The 16543-nt window shown below is 66.9% G+C and carries 20 protein-coding genes and 1 tRNA gene; 8 read left to right on the top strand and 13 right to left on the bottom strand.

Going from position 1 to position 16543, the window contains the following annotated elements; genetic code table 11:
* Positions 1–479: 479 nt before the first annotated feature.
* Positions 480–656 carry a YegP family protein gene (locus ACLBXX_RS02750; RefSeq protein ID WP_447656715.1) on the top strand — a complete coding sequence of 59 codons (177 nt, stop codon included), beginning with the start codon at positions 480–482 and terminating at the stop codon, positions 654–656.
* A gap of 244 nt (positions 657–900) precedes the next feature.
* On the opposite strand, the gene nrdH is transcribed toward ACLBXX_RS02750, so the two are convergent.
* On the bottom strand, positions 901–1137 hold the full coding sequence (nrdH, locus tag ACLBXX_RS02745) for a glutaredoxin-like protein NrdH (protein ID WP_447656714.1): 237 nt from the start codon (positions 1135–1137) through the stop codon (positions 901–903).
* A 72-nt stretch (positions 1138–1209) separates the two neighbouring features.
* Positions 1210–2580, bottom strand: coding sequence for a ParB/RepB/Spo0J family partition protein (locus ACLBXX_RS02740; RefSeq protein WP_447656713.1), 1371 nt, complete (start codon positions 2578–2580; stop codon positions 1210–1212).
* A gap of 471 nt (positions 2581–3051) precedes the next feature.
* Between ACLBXX_RS02740 and ACLBXX_RS02735 the strand changes: the two genes are divergently transcribed.
* The 3 genes from ACLBXX_RS02735 to ACLBXX_RS02725 are packed head-to-tail and all read left to right on the top strand — an operon-like array spanning position 3052 to position 4894.
* Complete coding sequence (locus ACLBXX_RS02735) at positions 3052–3309, top strand: hypothetical protein (RefSeq protein WP_447656712.1); 258 nt, start codon at positions 3052–3054, stop codon at positions 3307–3309.
* Complete coding sequence (locus ACLBXX_RS02730; RefSeq protein WP_447656711.1) at positions 3306–4316, top strand: zeta toxin family protein; 1011 nt, start codon at positions 3306–3308, stop codon at positions 4314–4316. The genes ACLBXX_RS02735 and ACLBXX_RS02730 overlap by 4 nt, the downstream gene beginning before the upstream one ends.
* A complete protein-coding gene (locus tag ACLBXX_RS02725; RefSeq protein WP_447656710.1) occupies positions 4313–4894 on the top strand; it encodes a recombinase family protein in 582 nt (193 codons plus the stop codon). Before ACLBXX_RS02730 ends, ACLBXX_RS02725 begins: the two co-directional genes overlap by 4 nt.
* On the opposite strand, the gene ACLBXX_RS02720 is transcribed toward ACLBXX_RS02725, so the two are convergent.
* The 8 genes from ACLBXX_RS02720 to ACLBXX_RS02685 form a co-directional block, all read right to left on the bottom strand.
* The gene (locus tag ACLBXX_RS02720; RefSeq protein WP_447656709.1) at positions 4876–5091 is read right to left on the bottom strand and encodes a hypothetical protein; all 216 of its coding nucleotides are present in this window, start codon (positions 5089–5091) and stop codon (positions 4876–4878) included. The two genes, ACLBXX_RS02725 and ACLBXX_RS02720, sit on opposite strands and share 19 nt — an antisense overlap.
* Positions 5092–5179: 88 nt before the next feature.
* Positions 5180–5461 (bottom strand): hypothetical protein, encoded by a 282-nt coding sequence (locus tag ACLBXX_RS02715; protein WP_447656708.1) that lies wholly within the window; start codon positions 5459–5461, stop codon positions 5180–5182.
* Positions 5462–5723: 262 nt separating this feature from the next.
* Positions 5724–6002, bottom strand: a complete 279-nt coding sequence (locus ACLBXX_RS02710; RefSeq protein ID WP_447656707.1) for a hypothetical protein — start codon at positions 6000–6002, stop codon at positions 5724–5726.
* The gene (locus tag ACLBXX_RS02705; RefSeq protein ID WP_447656706.1) at positions 5999–7063 is read right to left on the bottom strand and encodes a hypothetical protein; all 1065 of its coding nucleotides are present in this window, start codon (positions 7061–7063) and stop codon (positions 5999–6001) included. The genes ACLBXX_RS02710 and ACLBXX_RS02705 overlap by 4 nt, the downstream gene beginning before the upstream one ends.
* Positions 7060–7335 (bottom strand): glutaredoxin family protein, encoded by a 276-nt coding sequence (locus ACLBXX_RS02700; RefSeq protein ID WP_447656705.1) that lies wholly within the window; start codon positions 7333–7335, stop codon positions 7060–7062. The genes ACLBXX_RS02705 and ACLBXX_RS02700 overlap by 4 nt, the downstream gene beginning before the upstream one ends.
* Entirely contained in the window at positions 7332–7841 is a 510-nt protein-coding gene (locus tag ACLBXX_RS02695) for a hypothetical protein (RefSeq protein WP_447656704.1), read from the bottom strand. The genes ACLBXX_RS02700 and ACLBXX_RS02695 overlap by 4 nt, the downstream gene beginning before the upstream one ends.
* A gap of 2 nt (positions 7842–7843) precedes the next feature.
* Positions 7844–8500, bottom strand: a complete 657-nt coding sequence (locus tag ACLBXX_RS02690; protein ID WP_447656703.1) for a ParA family protein — start codon at positions 8498–8500, stop codon at positions 7844–7846.
* Positions 8497–8748, bottom strand: a complete 252-nt coding sequence (locus ACLBXX_RS02685) for a helix-turn-helix transcriptional regulator (protein WP_447656702.1) — start codon at positions 8746–8748, stop codon at positions 8497–8499. Before ACLBXX_RS02685 ends, ACLBXX_RS02690 begins: the two co-directional genes overlap by 4 nt.
* A 111-nt stretch (positions 8749–8859) precedes the next feature.
* Between ACLBXX_RS02685 and ACLBXX_RS02680 the strand changes: the two genes are divergently transcribed.
* On the top strand, positions 8860–9462 hold the full coding sequence (locus tag ACLBXX_RS02680; protein ID WP_447656701.1) for a hypothetical protein: 603 nt from the start codon (positions 8860–8862) through the stop codon (positions 9460–9462).
* Positions 9463–9502: 40 nt separating this feature from the next.
* On the top strand, positions 9503–10576 hold the full coding sequence (locus ACLBXX_RS02675; protein ID WP_447656700.1) for a tyrosine-type recombinase/integrase: 1074 nt from the start codon (positions 9503–9505) through the stop codon (positions 10574–10576).
* Between the two features lie 164 nt (positions 10577–10740).
* Here ACLBXX_RS02675 and ACLBXX_RS02670 read toward each other — a convergent pair.
* Positions 10741–10829, bottom strand: a tRNA-Ser gene (locus ACLBXX_RS02670).
* A gap of 120 nt (positions 10830–10949) precedes the next feature.
* Between ACLBXX_RS02670 and ACLBXX_RS02665 the strand changes: the two genes are divergently transcribed.
* A complete protein-coding gene (locus ACLBXX_RS02665) occupies positions 10950–11642 on the top strand; it encodes a DUF2278 family protein (protein ID WP_447656699.1) in 693 nt (230 codons plus the stop codon).
* Positions 11643–11694: 52 nt separating this feature from the next.
* Here the strand turns inward: ACLBXX_RS02665 and ACLBXX_RS02660 are convergent, their stop codons facing one another.
* Positions 11695–12930: an LCP family protein gene (locus ACLBXX_RS02660; protein ID WP_447656698.1), complete on the bottom strand. Its 1236-nt coding sequence runs from the start codon at positions 12928–12930 to the stop codon at positions 11695–11697.
* A gap of 80 nt (positions 12931–13010) precedes the next feature.
* On the bottom strand, positions 13011–14297 hold the full coding sequence (locus ACLBXX_RS02655) for an LCP family glycopolymer transferase (protein WP_447656697.1): 1287 nt from the start codon (positions 14295–14297) through the stop codon (positions 13011–13013).
* Between the two features lie 393 nt (positions 14298–14690).
* On the opposite strand from ACLBXX_RS02655, the gene ACLBXX_RS02650 reads away from it, so the two are divergent.
* Positions 14691–16535, top strand: a complete 1845-nt coding sequence (locus tag ACLBXX_RS02650) for a DUF4012 domain-containing protein (protein ID WP_447656696.1) — start codon at positions 14691–14693, stop codon at positions 16533–16535.
* Positions 16536–16543 lie beyond the last annotated feature (8 nt).

Here is a 16543-nt window from a genome sequence, read left to right as displayed (position 1 = left end):
CCGCGCAGATGCCTGCCCGAGGTGTGCGGCGCCGTTCAACCCCGGATGCAAGCTGCACTGGGAGCGCTACTTCCAGAACTGACCGCACACTTCGGAAAACCCGGCGGTGTGGGACTACCCTTGCGACGACTCCTCGAGACCGAACCCGCCGAGCTTCGGCTTGGGGACGGGCTCGCGCGCAGAGGGACCCTCGCGCGCGTTATGCACTCGTGTTCGCGCTTCAACATGCGATGGAGCCTTCGCACCTGATCTCGTCCCGGCCCCTCACATCCGGACCACGGTGTCCGATGGACGGCGGCGGTCCCTGATCGCGCGCTGGATTCCCAAGCGCCCGCTTGGGAATCCGGCGTTGCGATGCGTGGCGCCCGCTGCGCTGTCGCGTCGCCCTCGTCGACGGTTCGCCCGATAGACATTGTGCCGCTCGACTGAGTTGGCCAGGATGTGGTCTGGCACTGCCCACCATCGATCGGAGCGCACACATGGCCGGCAAGTACGAGCTTTACAACGATTCCGCAGGCGGCTTCCGCTTCCGCCTGAAGGCGGCGAACGGCGAGGTGATCGCGTCGTCGGAGTCGTACACGACCAAAGCCGCTGCCAAGAACGGCATCGAGTCGGTCAAGACGAACGCCGGCTCGGACACCGTCGACCTGACCTAACCTTTTCGCCGACGTACACGGGTCCTTGGCTTGTCGCTCCGGCGTTCCTTCTTGGCCATCGGACACGGTCGCGTCGCGTGAGAACCTTCCGCTAAGGGCACGCCCCGATCATTGTTGTTGGCCTGGAAGTACCAGTAGTCCGCGTCGGCTTCGGCGCGCAACCATGCTTCCTCGAGGTACCGCACTTGGGCGCGAAGGGCATCGACCTCGAAGGCCGCGTGCAGCCACAGGTCGACGAGGGTAGTCATGTGCGGGCGATGCGATCGATGTGGTCGGGGCGGAAGCCAGACCAGTGGTCCTGGTCGCTGGCGACGACGACGGGGGCTTGAGAGTATCCGAGCTCGTCGGTGACGTACGCGAGCGCTGCCGGGTTGTCGGTGAGGTCCACGATGTCATAAGGGATGCCGTGGCTGTCGAGTGCCCGGTAGGTGGCGGCGCACTGTACGCATCCGGGCTTGCTGTACACGGTCAGCTTGTCCATGATCTGTCCTCCTGATCCAGGTCGACGGGGCCGATCGGGTGGACACCCGGGAGATGCCCACCCGTTCGGCGCCTACTCGGTGACGGGTTCTTCGCTGTCGGTGAGCATCGCGGCGATCCGTTCGACCGGGCAGAGGGTGTAGCCCCAGTCCTGCAGGGTGCGCAGGTACCAGGCAGTGTCGGGGCTGGGTGTGCGCCAGGTGTCCCGGTTGGTGTGCTGTTCGATGCCGCCCAGCACGATGGCGAGGGTGACGTGGACGGTGCGGTTCGGGTGCGTAGCCAGGTAGTCGGCGAGTTCGTCACCGCGAGGCCCGTCGTCGATCCCCAGGAGCGCTTTCGCGGTGGAGGAGCCGCGGGTGAGACCGTCGGCGACCTTCCACCGGGCGGTGGTGAGGGCTTCGGCGATCACGGTCTGTGCGTTCTTCGGTGTGGTCTTGCGGGCCAGGAACTGGGTGACCCAGTCGCGGCGCACCGTTTCGGCGGCGTCCCACTCCTTGTTGTTGGCGATCAGCACCTTCCGTTCCGCCTTCTGCTGGTCGCTCATCGGCCCCGACTGGGTGCCGGTGCCGGGGTGCGCGTATTCGTGGACGGTGTAGCCGAGCGCGGCGGGGTCGTCGACGAAGTACTCTGCCCGCGCCTCCCCGCCGTAGTAGGTGGCCACGTACACCGCGACCCCCGGCTGGCCTTGGATGGCGTCAGGATCGACAGGCTGGTCGTCGGCGGTGCGGAGCGAGCGCACCCGGTACGGGGCGGCGTTCCAGTCGGGCCGGTCGTCGAGGATCCGGTGCCCCTTCGCAGCTTCCTCCCGCTCGACCTGCTCCTTGGCCTGCCGAGCGGTGCGGTCCTGTCGTGCGCGTTCGACCGCGACCGGGAAGTAGCCAGGATCGGTGGTCGCGACCTCAGTCAGTTCCGCGACAGTGTCGGTGTCTCCGTCGAATTCGAGGAGGATCGCAGCCTGGTCGAGGGTGATGCCGCCGTCGGTGAGGAGGCCGCTGGTGGTGTCGTTGGCGGCGACGGCGAGGCCGGTCTTGATGCGGTCGCGTGTGGCGCCGGTGCGCTTGGCGATCGCGGTCGCCGACAGGCCTTCCAGCTCCAGGGCACGCCACGCCTGGAGACGGTCGGCGTCGGTGAGCGCTTCGCGTTGGTCGTTCTCGATCAACTGCTCCACGATCCGCCGCGCCATGTCATCGTCGCCCGCGTCCACGACGTACACCGGCACTGTGACAAGGCCGGCTTCCCGGGCAGCGAAGGTGCGGCGTTGCCCGGCACGAACGTGCACTCCCCCGTCCTGGTCCCGCCACGCCAGGATCGGGGTCAGCACCCCGTTGGCACGGATGCTGTCCACGAACCCTGACTCGGTTGCAGCGGTGGTCCGGATGTTGGTTTCGACGATGAGGTCGCCCGGGTCGAGGTGCTCGATGGTCCCGGCAGTGGCGGTGATCATGTCCTTCTCCCTTTCGTTGTTCGCCGTGAAGGCACGAAGTGCCGGTCAGGGAGCGCGACGCGGAGTGCCACCCGGAGGGCGGAGGAGGAGAGAGTTTCGGTGCGAGATAAGGGAGCGCAGCGACCGCGTGCCGAAAGTCTCGGAGGAGCCGGCAGCGTCAGCTGCTTGCGTGCAGCGGCGCCGACCGTAGACTGCCGCAGGCTTCATGGCGAACAACTCCCGCGGAGGCGGGCGGACAGCACAGCCAGCCGCCGCGGCTGACCGATCAGGTCTGTCGGGAGGCTTCGCCAACGCCGTTGGTTGGGTCCAGTCGCAAATCGGCAGCCGTCAAGATGGGTCTCGACTCCGGCGCGGGCAACGGGCTTGTCCGAGGGGGATTGCTCAAGTGATCGAAGCATGCCTGTTGAGTGCACGTCAAAATGCCGCCAGTGACGTTTGTGACGCGGCGATAGACTTCGATCGGGAGGTCTCATGGCTGGTGAATCGTCAGCGTGGCGGGCGAACGACGTCGTTGCCTATGACGCGTTGCGAGAGACCGCCAATGCGGCGATCGCGCTTCTGCTCCGGCTGTCGGCAACGGGCGCAATGAGCGAGAAGGAATCGCTCTCGGCCGCCCGTGAGATTCGTCAAGGCGTTCTCGGCGTCGATGGTTTCGACCGTGCTGGAGTGGACCTGCACCGCGCGCTCCTCGACGAGCGGCTCTCGGAGCTGACCTCGAGGTTGCAATGACGGAGTGGACGCCGTCCGAGGAGGAGCGGCTGCGGATCTTTGAAGACCAGATCCTTCCGATCGTCTTTCCGCCGCACCCACAAGTGGAGACTCCCACCCTGCTGTTGCTGGGTGGGCAACCGGGGGCTGGCAAGTCGCGTGCGACCTCCCTTCTGCTCGCCGACTCCCCCAGAGACACGGTGGCGCTGAGCGGCGATGACTTGCGTGCTTTCCATCCGCATTTCTGGGAGTTGAGTCGTTCGCGTTCTGTCGAGGCGCCGCAGATCCTGGCGGAGTCGACTGCAGACTGGCTGCGCAGCTGCATCGCACATGCGCGGACTTCTGGCAGGTCGCTGCTGCTCGAGGGGACTTTCCACACTCCAGACATCGCGCTCGCGACGGCCGATCTGTTCAGCCGGCACGGCTTCGCGACGCGGGTCGTCGTGGTGGGAACGCCGCGAGCGGAGAGCCTCATGTCGACGGCATCCCGATATCTGTTGGATGCGCGCGCCGGACGCGCATCGCGGTTCACCAGTGTCGCGATCCATGACGGGGGCTGGCAGGGTACACGAGCCCTCGCCGAGCGCTTGACCTCGTCCGCCGACGTGGACCGGCTGACGATCATTGACCGCGACGGCGCGCCGCGCTATGACGTCGAGCAGCCCGGTGCGGGCGGCTTCACGGGAGCGGTCCGTGAATTGGATCGTGCGAGGTCGGCGGCGATGCCCAGCGCGAATGCGATGCGCTGGCTGTCGGAGCTGCGCGCGATGACCGACTACGTCATGACGCTCGAGAAGACGCCGGAACCGTTGGCGGAACTACTCGTTGAATTGCATCAGGTTGCGCTGCAAGAAGTGCTGCCGACGTTTGACCTTCCTGCCGATTCCCGGGCGCGGCCGGCGCTCGAGGCGAGCCTCGCTGGCCGGCTCGTCACGCTGCGCCAAAGCCTCCCCGCGCGGCCCCGCGCCACGGATCTCACGGCACCTGTCATCCCGGTGCCGCAGCCCGACCGCGGACTCTCGCGATGACGGAGACACTCGGCTATACGCGTGCGCTTCTATCAACCGATGATGCCGATGAGGACGCGCAGACGCTGCGGAACCAAGGCGCGACCCAGGTCTTCATCGATGCCATTGAGGAGCGTCCGGCGTCTCGTCCCGAACTCGACGCGTGCCTGGGAGCGCTACATCCCGGCGATCTCCTCTTGGTCACGACGGCGGCGCGGCTCTCGCACTCTGTCGACCATTTCGTACTCACTGTCACTCAGTTGCGTCGTGGCGGGGTGAGCCTGCGCTGTCTCAGCGAGCCGACGTTGTCGACGACGTCCACCGCCGCGTCCCCCGGCGACGTGCTGGAGGCGCTGGAAGGGCTACGAAGTCGGCTCGCCGGTCTCCGCACGCGGAAGGGGCTCGACGCGGCGGCTGCCACCGGGCGACGACCGGGGCGGCCACGGGTGATGACTGAGGACAAGGTCGCGATCGCGCGCGAGCTCCGAAGGCAAGGCCGGTCGTTCGTGCAGATTGGCCGCGCGCTCGGCGTCAGCGAGGCCGCTGTGCGACGGTCTCTGACCTCCGACGCTGATCAACCTCAGGCAGACACGAGATAGTCCACAGCTCCGGTGCCGGCCAGCGCCGAAGATACCGCTGCGCATGCGGTGATCCCGACTAGCACGCCGGCGATGCGGAGCGAACGGGTGACGTCGCCCCGGAGTGCCGCGATGGCGAGCGAAGGTACCGTGACGACGAGGCCCACGGCGCACAGCGTCGACACGGCCAGCGCTATGTTCAGCGCGATAAGTGACATCTGCTCGCTCCCCTTTCCCGGTTTGTTGGATGTCTCTAGTGTCGTCTCGGCCCCGGACAACGTCAGCTGACCGGCCGCGGTTTTCGGCTCAGTTGGCGATCGGTGCGGCGTTGGCGTCGAGAGCGAGCCAGTGCCGGATGGCGTCGCCATGCTCGTCCGCCCAGTTGGGTTCGGTCAGCGCCCACCGGTGCATGAGACGTGCGGCGACGTCGGCGTGCATGCCGGCTTCGAAGACTTCGGCCAGCGCTTCTGCTTCGGCAAATGGCAGGCTGCAGATGACCTCATCGGGTGTGTCGAGCAGCCGTGCGAAGGTGGTGGCGAGCTGGTCGACAGCCTCTTCGAGGTGGTCCCAGCCGGTGATGGTGTTCATGTTTCCTGCTCCTTGATTCTTTCGGGACAGCGGGCGACGTCGCGTGTGGGTCATCGCGCTCCTTCCCGCCGACCTGTATTGTGGCCTTCCCTGGCAGAGGCGTCGTGAGCGACCAGAGGGGCGCGCAGTGCCGGGACCGTGGAGTGGCGGACTGAGCGCAGCGAGGGAGCACACGCCGCGAAAGCCCGGAACGGAGTCGCCCCGGCGGGAGCTACGATGACGGGCCAGGGAAGGCCCCTCGGCGACCACCTCATGTTTCGCCCTAGTCGGCGGTGACCCGTTCGAGGGCGTTGAGGAACGGGCGACGATCCGCGGTCGGATCGGCGATAAGCGTTCGCATCGTCTCGCCGAACCAATCGATCTGCTGCTCGGTGAGCCCGGCGAGCCAGTTCAGGCACGCCGTCACGTCTTCATCGATCGTGTACCCCGGTTCGTCGAGCTCCTTGCCTGGATAGTAGGTAAAGGCGCTGACCGCGACCAGATAGAGAACCTTGTCGGTGTGGGCTCGGTCGAGAAGGTGGGGCGTTGCGTTGTCTGTCATCGGTTCATTCCCATCGTGGTGTTCGGGTTCAGCATCGGGTGTGGTGCGGCGGGGTCGAGGTGATGTGGTCGGCGTGGCGGGTCGCGGTGGCGTAATCGGTCGTTCACCTGTTTGCCGATCGCGTCCATGCGGGCGTCCTCCGCGGCGGCGCGGAGTTCGCGTCCCGATGGCCTTTTCGCAGCTACCCAGCGGCGTGCTTCTGCTGCGCGCCTGTGGCTGGCCAGCGTGAAGTCGGTCGCCACGGCGTGTTCGATGCGGGCGCGCTGGTTATCTCTTTCCAGCGCCGCCACGAGCTCGGGCGGGGTGGGTCGCAAAGAGTCGACCGAAGTAGGTGGACGACGCAGCGCGGCGATCTCCTCAGCGACGCGGACCCGGGAAAAGAACTCATCTGCCGCCGCCTTGTTGGCGCGACGTTCTGCAGCTGGGGTGGTGTGCAGGCGACGTGGGGGCAGGCCGGCGTCGCGGCGGCGCTTCTCGCGGTCTTTCCAGGCCCGGTTGCTAGCGAGCACCTTCTCCCGGTTGGCGGCGTAGTACGCCCGCCGTTTCGCCTTCTGCTCCTCCGCGTGCGCGGCATAGTAGGCGCGGGCGGCGGCACGCTTCAGTTCCGGGTTCTCCCGGTGCTCGGCGCGCAGCTTCGCGTTGCGCTCATCCCGGTGCTTCTCATACCAACGCCGCTGAATCACCGCCCGGGCGGCACGGTAGCCCTCCGGATCCGCGGCGAGCTTCCGCAGCCGCCACTGCCGGGTGTACTCGTGATGCTGCGCCTTGTTCGCCTCGTAGTACTTCTTCGAACTGACCTGCCGCGCCTGCTTCCGCCGCCGCTCCTGTCGTTTCTTCTCGGCGTAGCGGCGGGCCTCCGCACGCTTCACCTCGGGATGCGCGGCGTCGTACGCGGCCCGGTACTCCCGGATGTGCGCGGCGTTCCGTTCCCGCCACGCCCGCTTGTACTCCCGCATCTGGTCGGCGTGCGCGTCCCGGTAGCGACGCCGTGCCTCACGCTCACGCTGCCGGCGTTCCTCGCGACCCGGGTCCGGCTCAGCGTCCGGGTTCTGCGGGGTCACCGGTTGCTCCCCTGCTCGAGGAGGCGCGCAGCGAGGCGGTCAATGAGGTCGGGGCGGAACACGGACCAGTGGTGCTGCGGGTCGTTGTTGACCAGCACCACGGGCGCTTCTGTGTATCCGAGTTCGTCGGTCACGAACTCCCGATGCGCCGCGTTGCGGTGATCGGTGAGGTCGATCACGATGAACGGGATACTCGCGGCGGTCAGGCATCGACAAGTAAGCATGCAGCGGACACACCCCGGCCCGGTCGAGTACACCGTGACGGTGATCATCGCCGCACCTCCACAGCGCGGTTTGTCCCCGGATTCGGTGACCCCGGTACGCGCGGCGCCGGACTGCCCGCGACTGCGGGTTCGAGCGTTGAGAAGTTCCGGGGTTCGAAGGTGCCGGACTGTTCAACTTCGGCAGTGCGGGAGTCGCGCAGTTCCGCAGTCGCGGAGTGCGAGTGTTCGGGACTGCGGGAGTTGCGGAGTTCGGGAGTCACCGACGTCCGGAGTTCGTCCTCGGTCGATCCGCGCAACTCGTCGGTGTGGACGAGGAGAAGGTCGATCGCGACGCGGATGAGCGTGTTCTCGGTGATCCGCTCCACCTTCCTGCGACGGCGACCCATCAGAACGCGCGCGAGCGCCGTCAGAGCCGGCAGTTGGTCATCCCGAAGCAACGTCTCCTTCCGCGTGAGCTGCTCGTACTTCGCCAACCCCCGCTGATCAGGCGGCAGTTCCGCCTGGATCCGGGCGCGAGCGTCCTCGAGGCTCTCGGTGAGGTCGATCCGAGGCATCATCACCACCTCCCGGCCACTGTCGGCGACAGCAGGTGCTCGAGTTCACGAGCGATTCCGGTGACGTCAGAGATCGCGCCCTCAGTGCGGCGGTTGCGTCGCATGCTCGTGACCAGCTCACCGAGCACCGGGGCGTCCGCCTGCACCTTGTACTGACGGAGATACGCATTCAGGCGGGGCACTCCGAGCGTCATATCGAGCGCTTCCTGCCAATGCTCCAACTGGCCCGGCACGCGCGGGTCGATCCGATTCAGCACCACCCCATGCCGCATCTGCCGCGGCTCGATCAGCCGATGCAACGTGCGCAATGTGGGATCGACGGCCAACGGCTCCGGGGTAAGCGGGACCAGCGCGAAATCAGCCGCGTCGAGCACCGCCTCAAGGACCGCGGTGTCCTCCAAGCTGCCCGGGGTATCCACCAAGACGAACTCATAATCGGCCAGCTCAACCAGCCGCCCCAGCGCCTTGGGATGCTGGCTGATTGCGAAGTCGAAGGGAAGCGAATGGCGGGCGTTCTCCGCCCACGACACCATCGACTGCTGGCGATCAACGTCGACGACGAGTACCCGGTGCGCTGCGGCGAGTGCCGCGCCCAGCTGCATCGCGACGGTGGTCTTTCCCACGCCGCCCTTCTGGCTGGCGACCGCGACGATCTTCACCGCGGCCTCCGAGCCGCAGGGACTCGGTCGCTCGTCGATCGATGCGTGGACTCCTGGAGCCACGCGTCGATGTCGGACAGCTTGTAGACGACGGTGCGTCCCCACTTCAGATACCTGGGCCCCTCCCCGTTCCGACGCCACGCGCCGAGTCTGCTGAGAGGGATCGTCTGCAGCATGTCGGCGAGTTCTTGGGGAGTTAGGAACGTGTGTTCCGGGTCCTCCGATCGCAGGTCGATGATGCTTGCCATGTTCAGACCTCCGTGCCTATGTTCCAGTAGGTTCAACATGAGTGAAGCACTTTCTGATACGCTTTACAAGAGGTGATGGGCAAGCATCGTGCGGTTAGACAAACTAAGGGGGTGAAGGTCGACGTGAAGACACCCGACGGTCAGGAACTCACTTGGCGCGACGCCACGGAGTCAGTCGGGTCCGCACTGCGCATTGCCCCTGAGTTCGTTGCGGCATCGACGAACGAGGCACTCGGCATCGCGACGTCTCTCACGGTGCGTTACGTACGCAGCGCGGGACGGTACGTCATCAAAGGCGTGACCAACGTCGCGACGCAGGACGATGTTGAACTGAATTACCCCACGGTCGCGAAGGTCGGGATGCAAGCCATCGTCCAGAACGCGGCACCGCGATGCATCTTCCTCACTCTTGATGAGGAACAAGATCCACTCGCGAAGTGGATCTGCATCGCTGAACTGACGACTGCTGCGGGCCGAATCCTGCCACCAGCTGTTGCTGCCGAGGTTGTGCGGCGTGGGGGCGGGGCGGCACGGATGGAAGCAATCGAGCTCCTGTACGGCACGGCTGCGCTTGCCGGACTGCCGCCTGCGCAACTGATCCAACAGGAGCTTGGCATTCCGCACCGAACGGCTTCGCAGTGGATCATCGACGCCCGCAAAACGGGCCGGCTCGAAGGCGTGAACTACAACGCCGGTCGACCGGCCGGTGGGTAGCGTTCGCCCGTACGCCTCGGCTAATGGCAAGCGATACGAGGTGCGCTATCAGAAGCCTGATGGCACGAGAGGCGGGAAGCGAGGCTTCGTCCGCAAACGCGATGCCGAACTCTGGCTGGCTGACGTCGAATCGTCGCGCGCGAAAGGCAGCTTCATCGATCCGCAAGCTGCCCGAGTCACGGTGGATTCTCTGGGCGAACTGTGGCTAGAGGCGAAGCGGCACTCGATGAAGCCTTCGTCGTTCGCGCCAGTGTCCACTGCATGGCGACTAAGAGTGCAGCCGACCTGGGGTCGCTGGGAGGTCGGGGATATCCGACACACGGACGTGCGCGCGTGGGTTGCCAAGCTCACGCAGGAGACCGGCGCCACCGTGACGATTCGTACCTTCGGAGTGCTTGCGAGCATTCTCGACGACGCCGTCTACGACGGCCGCATCCCCTCGAACCCCGCACGAATGGGACGGATCGGACTACCGCGCAAGACGCGCGGGCGACACGGCTACCTCAGCCACGAGGAAGTCGCGCGACTGGCGCAGGCGTCCGGCGAGCGCAAGCTCCTCGTTCTCGTCCTCGCCTACACGGGAATTCGGTGGGGCGAGGCGATCGCGCTGCGTGTGATGGATCTCGACCTCGAGCGCGGCCGATTGCATGTCACCACGAACGCTGTCGAAGTCCACGGCAAGATCCACGTCGGCACGCCGAAGTCGCACAGCGGTCGGCTCGTACCGATCCCCAGGTTCTTGCTGGACGAATTGGCCGCCACCGTCGAAGGCCGGCCGCGGGCAGCACTCGTGTTCCCCGGAAGGGACGGGCAACATCTGCGTCGAACCCGCTCGAGTGACGGGTCGAAGTCGTGGTTCAAGACGGCTCTCGCAGAGGCGGACCTGCCGCCGATGACGACGCACGACCTGCGGCATACGGCCGCATCGCTCGCGGTTCAGGCGGGCGCCAACGTGAAGACGATTCAGAGAATGCTCGGCCACACATCTGCGGCCATGACGCTCGACGTCTACTCTGATCTGTTCGACACGGACCTGGACTCCGTGTCGGACGCACTGAACTCTGCGGCCGACAAGGCTGGCGTGACGCGACTGCTCGGCCGACCCACGAGCTGAGTCCACAAGGCACCAGCAGAGCCCGATGAGATCGGGCTCTCGCAGCGCGTTCATCACCCCCTCTTTGCGCTTCTGACGCAAACGGGACGCAAATCGGGATTCTATGAAATGCCTATGGCCCGCGATCCCAGTGTTTTCAAGGGATCTCGGGCCATCTAACTCTGCGGAGACGGAGGGATTTGAACCCTCGGTCCCCTTGCGAGGACTCCACCTTAGCAGGGTGGTGCACTAGGCCTGACTATGCGACGTCTCCAGGCATCCGGCCGCGAGGGCGCGGATGCACCCAGCAATCATAACCGAGACCGGGACCGCTTCTTGCACGCGTGGAATCCGCCGTGGGTATCACCGGTGGTCGCGGCTCGCTCATCCCGGTATGCCGTTCACACAGTACGGAGTGCTCAGCGGAACCCTCGAGTCGCACGAGCGCGACGACCCGGACGAGTTCGGGCGATGGTGGCACGTCGACCTGAAGCTGCGCAGCGGGGCCCGCGACTACCGCGTCGCGGTCGACGTCGACAGCAAGAACTCCGCCGCGGGGGTGCCGTGGAAGACCATCCGCACCACGGGCGCGAGGCTGGGCTGGCCTGCGCCGCCTGCTCTGGGCTTCACGAAGCTCCTCTCCTCCCCCACGTCGGGCGCCCTCGATGTCATCCGGCACCGCGAGCTGCGGGTCGTCGGCATCCGCTGGTTCCTGCAGTGGCTGTTCCGTGCACGGGATGCCGTGGCGGCCGATCGTTCGCCCTTCTGGGTGACGTTCCTCCGGCCGTGGCGCTCCGGCGACCAGCTCCAGGCGTCGCAGGCGCTGGAGGCGACGCTGCACGTCGGCGCGCTCACGCTCGTCTGGGGCGAGCCGTTCCCCGAGGGCGCGGCACCGGCGTCGGTGCAAGGCATCCATAACGTCCATCAGAACCAGGGCGACCCCGCCGGGTCGCAATGGTTCCCCGAGAACGGCATCTGGCAGGACGGCGGCGTCGCGACGCAGCAGCCCGACGGCAGCTGGCTCGTCTTCATCTCGAAGTTCTCGACGCAGTCCGACCGCACCGACAGCCTCGGCCACCCCGTGTGAGCTGGAGCTCACGTGGGCGAATCAGCGCATCCGAGCGACGACAGCTGGTCGGCTACCGGCCCTCGGGCTGCGTGCAGGTGGTCTGCGCCGCGGTCTGCCCCGCGATCGCCGACGGCAGCTCGACACGCGTCTCCGCCGCCGGAGTCTCGGTGACCGGAGCTTCAGCCGCGGGCGTCTCGCCGGCGGCCTCGGTCGCGGCGGGCGTCGGAGCCGCCTCGGGCTTGACGGCCTCGCCGGTCACCTCGACGCCGTAGCCCTGGCTCGCGTCGCCCGTCAGCGTCAGCGGCTGGTTGGCCTTGAGCGCCTCGAAGAGCACGTTCGCGGCATCCTTCACCGGCATCACGCGGCTGGCGCCGTCGCCCGCGGCGTAGCGCGTCGGGTACTGCACGAAGACGATGTCCTCGTACGGCACGTCCTTGACCGCCATCGCGATCTGCACCATGAGCGTCGGGTTCGTGAGGCCGGAGCTCAAAACGAGCTGCTCCTGCTGCACCTGGCTGATCGCCGTGGTCGCGAGGTTCAGCAGCGTCGCGGGGTTGGCGAGCACCGAATCGGACTGCAGCTTGCGCACCATCGACGACATGAACTGCTGCTGGTTCGAGATGCGGCCGAGGTCGGAGCCGTCGCCGATGCCGTGGCGGATGCGCAGGAACTGCAGCGCCTGCACACCCTGCAGCGTGTGGGTGCCTGCGGTCAGCTTGAGTCCGGTGTGCGAATCGCTGATGTCGCCGGCGACGCAGACGTCGACGCCGCCGATGGCGTCGGACATGTTGATGACGCCGGTCCAGCGGATCGCCGCGGCGAAGTCGATCTGATCCCCGATGAGGGACTCGATCGTGAGCACGGTGCACGCAAGCCCGCCGTACTGGTAGGACGCGTTGAGCATCTGCGACGACATCGCTGAGTAGCTGCCGCTGCCGTCCTCCTTCGGGCACGACGGGATCGGCACGAGCATGTCACGTGGGAACGACACCACGGTCACGCGGCGGGGCTCGTCCGAGATGTGCACGAGCATCGTGACGTCGTTGCGCTCACCCTCGGTCGCCTTGGCCTGGCACGCCCCCGACAGCGCGGCGTTCGCACCTTCGCACGAGTCGGTGCCGACCATGAGGATGTTCACGCCGCCCTCGATCGCACCCAGCGACGGCGGCAGTGGCTTCTCCTCGTCGAGCACGACGGCGTTCGCGGTGATCGTCTGCGTGGCGTCGAACAGGTTGTAGGCCGCGATGCCCGCCGCGCTCACGCCGAAGACGGCGAGCACGACTCCGAACATCGCGAAGAGGGTCATGAACGGATGCCGCGACTTCAGCACTCCGTGGCGCGCAAGGGGCGTCTGGCCCCCTCTCGAGGGCCGCTTGTCCGATGCCATCAGCCGTTGGACCTGACGTTGCCGGCAGAGCAGGTCTGCTGGGCCGCGTTCTGGCCCGGGATGTTGTTCGGAAGCGCCACGGGGGTCTCACTGGGGTCGGGCGTCGCCGACGGGTCGGCGGTCGCCGTGGGGGCGGGGTCGGCGGGCGGCTCGGTGGGCTGCGGGTCGGCCACGATCACTCCTCCGGTGAGGTCTTGGTCATGCGTGACCTCGAGCGACTCGTTCGCCGCGAGCGCCGCCCACAGCTGTTCGGCCGAGTCGTAGTCGGGCACCACGCGGTTGACGTCGGCGGGGTCGGTGAGCACCGGGTACTGAACGAACACGATGTCTTCGAAGGGCACGTTCTTGACGGCCAGCGCGATCTGCACCAGCGTCATCGGGTTGGTCAGCGACTTGCTCGGCGTGATGTTGTCGACCGCGGTCGCCGCGAGCTTGTACAGCGTCGCCGGGTTCGACAGCACCTCGTCGCTCACGAGCTTGCGCGCGAGGCTCGACATGTACTGCTGCTGGTTGCTGATGCGTGCCAGGTCGCTGCCGTTCTGCAGGCCGTGGCGGGTGCGCAGGAACTGCAGCGCCTCGACGCCCTGGATCGTGCGGGGACCCGCCGGCCAGTTGATGCCGGTGTACTTGTCTTTGATGCCGCCGTTGCCGATGCAGACGTCGACGCCGCCGATCGCATCGGTGATGTTGATGACGTTGCCGAAGCTCACCTTCGCAGCGAACGGGATGTTCTGGCCGCTGAGCTCCTTGATCGTCTTGGCGACGCAGGAGAGTCCGCCGTAACTCCACGCTTCGTTGATCTGCGTCTTGGTGGTCGCCGACGTGGTCGAGCCGTCCTCGCGAGTGCACGACGGGATCGGCACCATGAGGTCACGCGGGAACGACACCACGGTGACGCGACGCGGATTGTCGGAGATGTGCACGAGCATGTTGACGTCGTTGAGCTGCCCCGCGGCGTCCGCTCCCGTGCAGCGGTCGCCGAACAGGTACGCGTACTGCTCTTCGCACTCGTCGGTGCCGACGAGGAGCACATCGACGCCGCCCTCGATCGCGCCGATGTCGGGCGGGACGGCGCCCTGCCCCTCGAGCTCGACCGCGCCTTCGGTGAAGCTCGCCGTGAAGTCCGTGGCGGCGTACGCGGCGACGCCGGCGCCCGACACCAGCACGACGGCGGCGACGATGCCGACGAGCTTCAGGATGAAACCGAACGGGCTCGGAGACGACAGCTCACCGTGACGGGCCACCGTGCGGCGGCCGCGCCTCGTGGGCTTGTGCGTCGAACTCACTCGGTTCCCTTCCCGATCGGGGGCGTCACACCGCGGAAGACGTGGTGGGCAACCCGCGCGACGTCACCGCAGACAAGAATTCCACAGTCGTTCCATCATTCGCTCGCACAACGTCACAGCGCTGCCGAGGCATCGGGGTATCCTTACACACCGCCCTGTGGGTGCGCTGAGGGCGGGCGCCACGGCGACGATCGACTCCCGCGTGTCAGAATTCCGTCACCGTCACCCGGTAGCATCCTGGCCGTGACCGCCTCTGGGCCCTCGCCGGCACCGCATCCAGCCACGAAGCACCGTCCTGCCCGCGGACGGTCGGCCGCGACCCCGCTTGCCCGTCACGCCGCACGGGAGACGAAGGCGCAGCTCCGTCGCAGGCGCAGGTACCTCCTGTTGTGCGTGGTGGTCGGCCCCGTCGCGACGGTGCTTCTCGTCGGGCTGTTCACCGTCGGGGCGTTCGTGCAGCAGGTACTGCAGGTCCGCGACGACATGGAAGCCGCGAAGGAGCAACTGAAGGTGCTCGCCGCCGCCGCCGTCTCCATGGATGTCGCCGGGCTGCAGCAGGCGAGCGACGACGTCGTCATCCGGACGGAACGGGCACGAGCCACGTCGAACGGCGTCCTGTGGGATCTCGCCGCGGAGGTCCCCCAGGTCGGCAACAACGTGCTCGCGGTGCGCACCGTGGCAGAAGCGGTGCACACGATCACGTCGCAGTCGCTTCCACCCCTGGTCGCCATGATGGCCGCCGCCGGCACGGATGAGCGCAGCGAGGACAGCCTCGGGATCGACCTGCGGCCCTTCCTCGGGGCCGGACCGGTCCTGCCGACGATCATCTCGTCTCTCGAGGATGCGTCGGCGATCGCCGCGGGCATGGACCGGACGGGCGTGCTCCCCGCCGTGTACGAACCCCTCGACTCGATGGTGGAGTTGATCGCGGTGGCCGTTCCGGCGCTGAACATCGTGCAGGAGCACCTCCCGGCGATCCTGCACGCCGCCGGCGCGGACAAGCCCATGCTGTACCAGCTGATGATCCAGACGCCGGCGGAGATCCGGGCGACGGGCGGCGGGCCCGCGCATTGGCTGGTGCTGAAGGTCGACAACGGCCGGATGGAGCTGCTCGGCCAGGAGAACGGCGTGGACCTGATGTACAGCGAACTTCCCTCGCTGGGCTTCGACACGGTCAACGGCTCGCTCATCAAGCTGCCGGCGGAGACCCGCTCGCTGTACCCCTTCGAGCTCGCGAACTGGTCGTCGAACTTCACGATGACCCCGCACTTCCCTCGCGCCGTAGAGCTGTTCCAGGCGACGCGGGAGTTGACCGGGAAGCCGGAGTTCGACGGGGTGATCTCGATCGACCCGATCGTGCTGGCCCACATGCTCGAGGCGACGGGTCCGCTGACCCTGGCCTCCGGCGAGACGGTGAGCTCCGAGAACACGGCCTCCTTGCTGATGAGCGAGCCGTACGAGCGGTTCGGGACCGACAACGCCGCGATGGACGCGTACTTCAGCGAGGTGACATCGGTCATGTTCGACGCTCTCACCGGCGGAGGCTGGGAGATCGGCGCGATGTGGGATCAGCTCGTGCGGAGCGCTGAAGAGGGCCGTGTGTTCGCGTGGTTCGAGGATGACGGCCTGCAGTCGCTCGCGCACGAGTACGGCGTGGACGGCGTCCTCCGGGAGGACACGACGGAGGCCACGCAGCTCGGCATCTACTTCAACGACTACACCGTCGGAAAGCTCAACTACTGGCTCGACTACACGCAGCGTGCCAGCTGCAACGTGGAGGAGCGCACGATCACGGTCACGATGGACCTGCACAGTCGCATGAGCGAGGACATCAAGAGCGAGTACACGCTGGGGCTGCGCAACCAGTTCCGTGGGATCGATCCGCGCACGATGATGCTGGACGTGCTGTTCTTCGCCCCTCCCGGGGCGGAGATCCTGTCGACCGACCCCAAGCGGGGCGACTGGCAGGACTCCGCGAACTGGCAGGGCAATCGGTTCCGCGACCGTTCCGGCGTCGACCATGACAACACCGCGGTCAGCCGGACCCTTCTCCTCGAGATGGGCGAGAGGCGGACGATCTCGTACGAGGTCGAGCTTCCCGACGGCGACCTGGGCCCGCTGGAGCTGCGGCACTCGCCCGGACCCAACGACACCGAGGTCACCGTCGACGCGAACTGCGGTGCGCTCTTCGCCAGCCCCGAGGGCTCCCGCAACGTGATGCTGTCGAAGATCGGCTGAGCCTCGAC

It is taken from the genome of Microbacterium sp. C23T (assembly GCF_053345975.1).
Note: the sequence above shows the minus strand (reverse complement) of the source record. Positions and strands in the feature narration are given on the sequence as shown.

Coding starts and splice junctions, on each gene's coding strand:
- ACLBXX_RS02685 (WP_447656702.1), bottom strand. CDS start 8,748: ATGGCAAGCATCATCGACCTGCGATCGGAGGACCCGGAACACACGTTC.
- ACLBXX_RS02660 (WP_447656698.1), bottom strand. CDS start 12,930: ATGACCCTCTTCGCGATGTTCGGAGTCGTGCTCGCCGTCTTCGGCGTG.
- ACLBXX_RS02715 (WP_447656708.1), bottom strand. CDS start 5,461: ATGAACACCATCACCGGCTGGGACCACCTCGAAGAGGCTGTCGACCAG.
- ACLBXX_RS02665 (WP_447656699.1), top strand. CDS start 10,950: ATGCCGTTCACACAGTACGGAGTGCTCAGCGGAACCCTCGAGTCGCAC.
- ACLBXX_RS02720 (WP_447656709.1), bottom strand. CDS start 5,091: ATGTCACTTATCGCGCTGAACATAGCGCTGGCCGTGTCGACGCTGTGC.
- ACLBXX_RS02695 (WP_447656704.1), bottom strand. CDS start 7,841: ATGCCTCGGATCGACCTCACCGAGAGCCTCGAGGACGCTCGCGCCCGG.
- ACLBXX_RS02740 (WP_447656713.1), bottom strand. CDS start 2,580: ATGATCACCGCCACTGCCGGGACCATCGAGCACCTCGACCCGGGCGAC.
- ACLBXX_RS02750 (WP_447656715.1), top strand. CDS start 480: ATGGCCGGCAAGTACGAGCTTTACAACGATTCCGCAGGCGGCTTCCGC.
- nrdH (WP_447656714.1), bottom strand. CDS start 1,137: ATGGACAAGCTGACCGTGTACAGCAAGCCCGGATGCGTACAGTGCGCC.
- ACLBXX_RS02700 (WP_447656705.1), bottom strand. CDS start 7,335: ATGATCACCGTCACGGTGTACTCGACCGGGCCGGGGTGTGTCCGCTGC.
- ACLBXX_RS02725 (WP_447656710.1), top strand. CDS start 4,313: ATGACGGAGACACTCGGCTATACGCGTGCGCTTCTATCAACCGATGAT.
- ACLBXX_RS02735 (WP_447656712.1), top strand. CDS start 3,052: ATGGCTGGTGAATCGTCAGCGTGGCGGGCGAACGACGTCGTTGCCTAT.
- ACLBXX_RS02730 (WP_447656711.1), top strand. CDS start 3,306: ATGACGGAGTGGACGCCGTCCGAGGAGGAGCGGCTGCGGATCTTTGAA.
- ACLBXX_RS02710 (WP_447656707.1), bottom strand. CDS start 6,002: ATGACAGACAACGCAACGCCCCACCTTCTCGACCGAGCCCACACCGAC.